The sequence below is a fragment of the Mesorhizobium sp. M6A.T.Cr.TU.017.01.1.1 genome (genome assembly GCF_004023115.1).
GTDB lineage: Bacteria > Pseudomonadota > Alphaproteobacteria > Rhizobiales > Rhizobiaceae > Mesorhizobium > Mesorhizobium mediterraneum.
This window is the reverse complement of the sequence record NZ_RZTA01000205.1, coordinates 1-5156: the sequence shown is the minus strand read 5'-3', so window position 1 is coordinate 5156 and position 5156 is coordinate 1. Positions and strand designations below refer to the sequence as shown.

Below are 5156 nucleotides of genomic sequence, written 5' to 3'. Positions count from 1 at the left end.
ACCATGATCGAGCTCGCCGGCACGCCCACCAAGAGCCGGCTCGGCGCCAACGCCATCCTCGGCGTGTCGCTGGCAGTGGCGAAGGCTGCGGCGGAAGCGGCTGGCCTGCCGCTCTACCGCTATGTCGGCGGCACCAAGGCGCATGTGCTTCCGGTGCCGATGATGAACATCATCAACGGCGGCGCCCACGCCGACAATCCGATCGACTTCCAGGAGTTCATGATCCTGCCGATCGGTGCGCCGACACTGCGTGACGGCGTGCGCTGGGGCTCGGAAATCTTCCACACGCTGAGGAAGCGGCTGAAGGACGCCGGCCACAACACCAATGTCGGCGACGAGGGCGGCTTCGCTCCTAACCTGAAAAGCGCGCCCGCTGCGCTCGATTTCATCATGGAATCGATCGAGCAGGCTGGCTTCAAGCCGGGCGAAGAGGTTGCGCTCGGTCTCGATTGCGCCGCCACCGAATTCTTCAAGGACGGCAACTACGTCTATGAAGGCGAGAAGAAGACCCGCGATCCGAAGACCCAGGCCAAATATCTGGCCAAGCTCGCCGCCGACTATCCGATCATCACCATCGAGGACGGGCTGGCCGAGGACGACTGGGACGGCTGGAAAACGCTGACCGACCTCATCGGCAAGAAGACCCAGCTGGTCGGCGACGATCTGTTCGTCACCAACACGGCGCGGCTACGCGACGGCATTCGCATGGGCGTCGCCAATTCGATCCTGGTCAAGGTCAACCAGATCGGCTCACTGACCGAGACGCTTGACGCCGTCGAGACCGCGCACAAGGCCGGCTACACCGCGGTCATGTCGCATCGCTCGGGCGAAACCGAAGATTCGACCATCGCCGATCTCGCGGTTGCCACCAATTGCGGGCAGATCAAGACAGGTTCGCTGTCGCGCTCTGATCGCATGGCCAAGTACAACCAGCTCATCCGCATCGAGGAAGAACTCGGCAAGCAGGCGCTCTATGCCGGCAAGTCGATCGTCAAAGGCTGAGCCAGCCGAAAATATCCGGAATGAAAGGGCGGGGCATTCTCCGCCCTTTTTGCTTTACACCGCCAAATCCGGCCGTCCGTAACCGTCCATTAAGCACAATTGGGCGAGAAAGGGGCTAGGTCGCAGAGGGATAGAGCGTCCTTTGCTCGTCCAAGAGGACGCACGGCGCTCTAAGGGATTTGGATCATGTGGACACGTCAGCACAAGCAGAGAAATACCGGGCGGCTGATCATCCCCTCGCTCTGCGTGGCATTCCTCGCCTATTTCGGCTTCCACGCCTATCACGGCGAATTCGGCATCTATTCCAAATACCGGTTGGAGGCCGAAACCGTCGACCTGCAAGGTAAGCTCGATGCCGTCAAAGCGCGCCGGCTCGACCTGCAGCGGCGCGTTCAGCTCATGCATCAGGGCACGCTGGAGAAGGACATGCTTGACGAGCAGGCGCGCAAGGCGCTCAATATGTCTCACGCCGACGAAATCACCATCATGTTACCGGCTACGACGAGATAACCATATTTCAGTTAATCGCAAATATTTTCAATGATTTTAATCGCTTAGACGCATGTCAGTCATGCATTTTCAGCATGGCGAAACGTCTTCTCGCGTGTTAGCCTCCCCAAAATCGGTGGGGAGAACTGATCTCCCTCAGTGTCCGCAAGAGACGCCAACAGGGAGTGATGCATGGCCACCGCCGCCAGAAAAGCGCCTGCCAAATCCAAATCCAGATCCGACGGCAAATCGGCGGGGCTTTCAGCCCCCAAGCCTGTCGACTTCACCAAGCAAGAGGAGCTTGACGCCTACGGGCGCATGCTGCTTATCCGCCGCTTCGAGGAAAAGGCCGGCCAGCTCTACGGCATGGGTTTCATCGGCGGCTTCTGCCATCTCTATATCGGCCAGGAAGCAGTCGTCACCGGCATGAAGATGGCGCTGGTCGATGGCGACCAGATGATCACCGCCTACCGCGATCACGGCCACATGCTGGCGATGGAACTGTCGCCGCGCGGCGTCATGGCCGAATTGACCGGGCGCCGCGGCGGCTTGTCCCGGGGCAAGGGCGGCTCCATGCACATGTTCTCCAAGGAGAAGCATTTTTACGGCGGCCACGGCATTGTCGGCGCGCAGGTTTCGCTCGGCACCGGCCTTGCTTTCGCCAACCGCTATCGCGGCAACAACAATGTGACGCTGACCTATTTCGGCGACGGCGCCGCCAATCAGGGCCAGGTCTATGAAAGCTTCAACATGGCCTCGCTGTGGAAGCTGCCGGTGATCTACATCATCGAGAACAACCGCTACGCCATGGGCACCTCGGTGTCACGTTCGTCGGCCGAGACGGATTTTTCGCACCGCGGCGCCTCCTTCAAGATCCCCGGCATCCAGGTCGATGGCATGGACGTCCGCGCGGTCAAGGCAGCCGGCGATCTCGCCACCGAATGGTGCCGCGCCGGCAAGGGGCCGCTGATCCTCGAAATGCAGACCTACCGCTACCGCGGCCACTCGATGTCCGATCCGGCAAAGTACCGCTCCAAGGAAGAAGTGCAGAAGATGCGCTCCGAGCGTGACCCGATCGAGCAGGTCAAGGCGCGCCTGATCGAGAAGAAGTGGGCCGATGAGGACGAGCTCAAGGCCGTCGACAAGGAGGTTCGCGATATCGTCGCCGACGCCGCCGAATTTGCCCAGAATGACGCAGAGCCGGATCCGTCCGAGCTCTGGACCGACATCGTGCTGTAAGAGAGGGCAAGGACATGCCGATCGAAATTCTCATGCCCGCTCTCTCGCCGACCATGGAAGAGGGCAATGTTTCCAAATGGTTGAAGAACGAGGGCGACAAGGTCGTCGCCGGTGACGTCATCGCCGAGATCGAAACCGACAAGGCGACGATGGAAATCGAGGCCGTCGACGAAGGCACGCTTGCCAAGATCGTGGTTCCAGCCGGCACCGAAGGTGTCAAGGTCAACGCGCTGATCGCTGTGCTCGCCGTTGATGGCGAAGACATCGACAAGGCAGGCGAAGGCGTCGGCGAAGAAGAACCTGCCAAGGCTGAAACAGCCGCGCCAGCGCCTACTGCGGCCAAAAGCGAGGCGGCAGCACCTGTCGCCGCCGCGCCGAGAACCGAAATTGCCGCAGATCCGGACATCCCGGCCGGCACGGAAATGGTCTCGACCACTGTGCGCGAGGCGTTGCGTGACGCGATGGCCGAAGAGATGCGCCGCGATGGCGACGTCTTCGTCATGGGCGAGGAGGTCGCCGAGTACCAGGGTGCCTACAAGATCACGCAAGGGCTGCTGCAGGAGTTCGGGCCGCGTCGCGTCGTCGACACGCCGATCACCGAGCACGGTTTTGCCGGCGTCGGCGTCGGCGCGGCGATGGCCGGCCTGAAACCCATCGTGGAGTTCATGACCTTCAACTTCGCCATGCAGGCGATCGACCAGATCATCAACTCCGCCGCCAAGACGCTCTACATGTCCGGTGGCCAGATGGGCGCGCCCATCGTCTTCCGCGGGCCGAACGGCGCGGCTGCCCGCGTCGCCGCCCAGCATTCGCAGTGCTATGCCGCCTGGTACAGCCACATTCCCGGTCTGAAGGTGGTGATGCCCTACACCGCCGCCGACGCCAAGGGGTTGCTGAAGGCCGCGATCCGCGATCCGAACCCGATCATCTTCCTCGAAAACGAAATCCTCTATGGTCACTCCTTCGACGTGCCGAAGATGGACGATTTCGTGCTGCCGATCGGCAAGGCGCGCATCCATAAGAGGGGGAAGGATGTCACCATCGTCTCCTTCGGCATTGGCATGACCTATGCGATCAAGGCCGAGGCCGAATTGCGCGGCATGGGCATCGATGCCGAGATCATCGACCTCAGGACCATCCGTCCACTCGATTTCGATACCATTATCGCTTCGGTCAAGAAGACCAACCGTCTGGTGGTGGTGGAGGAAGGATTTCCGCAGAACTCGGTCGGCGACCACATCGCCAACCAGGTGTCGCAGCGCGCCTTCGATTTCCTCGACGCGCCTGTTATCACCATTGCCGGCAAGGACGTGCCAATGCCCTATGCGGCCAACCTCGAAAAGCTGGCGCTGCCCAATGTCGGCGAGGTCGTCGAGGCGGTCAAAGCCGTCACATATCGCTGAGCAGGGCGGGAGGACAAAATGCCGATCAACATCACCATGCCTGCCCTCTCGCCCACGATGGAAGAGGGCAATCTTTCCAAATGGCTGGTCAAGGAGGGTGACAAGGTTTCGCCGGGCGATGTGCTCGCCGAGATCGAGACCGACAAGGCGACGATGGAAGTTGAGGCCGTCGACGAAGGCACGGTCGCCAAGCTGGTCGTTCCGGCCGGCACCGAAGGCGTCAAGGTCAACGCGCTGATCGCCGTGCTCGCGGCTGAGGGCGAGGATGCGGCGGCGGCCGCAAAGAGCGGTGATGGCGCTGCGCCGGCAAAGGCCGAGGCCAAGCAGGACAAGGCGCCAATCTCCCCACCCGTGGGGGAGATGTCGACGAAGTCGACAGAGGGGGGCGCTGTCCCTCCAGCCGTAGGGAGCAAAGCGCCCCCCTCTGGCCTGCCCTCTTTGTCGCCACTTGGCATCTCCCCCACAAGGGGGGAGATCAGCCAATCGCCGGACGGCCGCACCTTCGCCTCGCCGCTGGCCCGTCGCATCGCCCTGGAAGCCGGCGTCGACGTCTCAGCGGTGACCGGTTCCGGCCCGCATGGCCGCGTGGTCAAGGCCGATGTCGATGCAGCTATTTCCAGCGGCAGCGCCAAGGCGCCCGCTGCAAAAGCGGCGCCCGCCGGCGCTCCGGCTCCAGCTGTCGCAGCCAAGCCAATGTCGGACGACCAGGTGCTGAAACTGTTCGCCGAAGGCTCCTACGAGCTTGTTCCGCACGACAACATGCGCAAGACCATCGCGCGCCGGCTGGTCGAGGCCACGACCACCATCCCGCATTTCTACCTGACGCTCGACTGCGAGCTCGATGCGCTTCTGGCGCTGCGCACGCAGATCAATGCGGCTGCCCCGGTGAAGAAGACCGACAAGGGTGAGGTGCCGGCCTACAAGCTGTCGGTCAACGACATGGTCATCAAAGCGATGGCGATGGCGCTGATGGCGGTGCCGGATGCCAATGCCTCATGGACCGAGAGTGCCATGGTCAAGCAC

The 5156-nt window shown here is 62.1% G+C and carries 5 protein-coding genes; all 5 read left to right on the top strand.

Annotated elements, in window-relative coordinates; translation table 11 throughout:
* On the top strand, positions 1 to 1002 hold a 1002-nt coding region (gene eno, locus EOB36_RS32920), incomplete at its 5' end, for a phosphopyruvate hydratase (RefSeq protein ID WP_128286533.1).
* Positions 1003 to 1188: 186 nt separating this feature from the next.
* The gene (locus tag EOB36_RS32915; RefSeq protein ID WP_128286532.1) at positions 1189 to 1512 is read left to right on the top strand and encodes a septum formation initiator family protein; all 324 of its coding nucleotides are present in this window, start codon (positions 1189 to 1191) and stop codon (positions 1510 to 1512) included.
* 171 nt (positions 1513 to 1683) lie between these two features.
* Positions 1684 to 2730: a pyruvate dehydrogenase (acetyl-transferring) E1 component subunit alpha gene (gene pdhA / locus EOB36_RS32910; RefSeq protein ID WP_128286531.1), complete on the top strand. Its 1047-nt coding sequence runs from the start codon at positions 1684 to 1686 to the stop codon at positions 2728 to 2730.
* Between the two features lie 14 nt (positions 2731 to 2744).
* Positions 2745 to 4133: a pyruvate dehydrogenase complex E1 component subunit beta gene (locus EOB36_RS32905; protein ID WP_127294021.1), complete on the top strand. Its 1389-nt coding sequence runs from the start codon at positions 2745 to 2747 to the stop codon at positions 4131 to 4133.
* Between the two features lie 18 nt (positions 4134 to 4151).
* Positions 4152 to 5156, top strand: a 1005-nt coding sequence (locus EOB36_RS32900) for a biotin/lipoyl-containing protein (RefSeq protein WP_128286530.1), incomplete at its 3' end; no start/stop codon positions are given.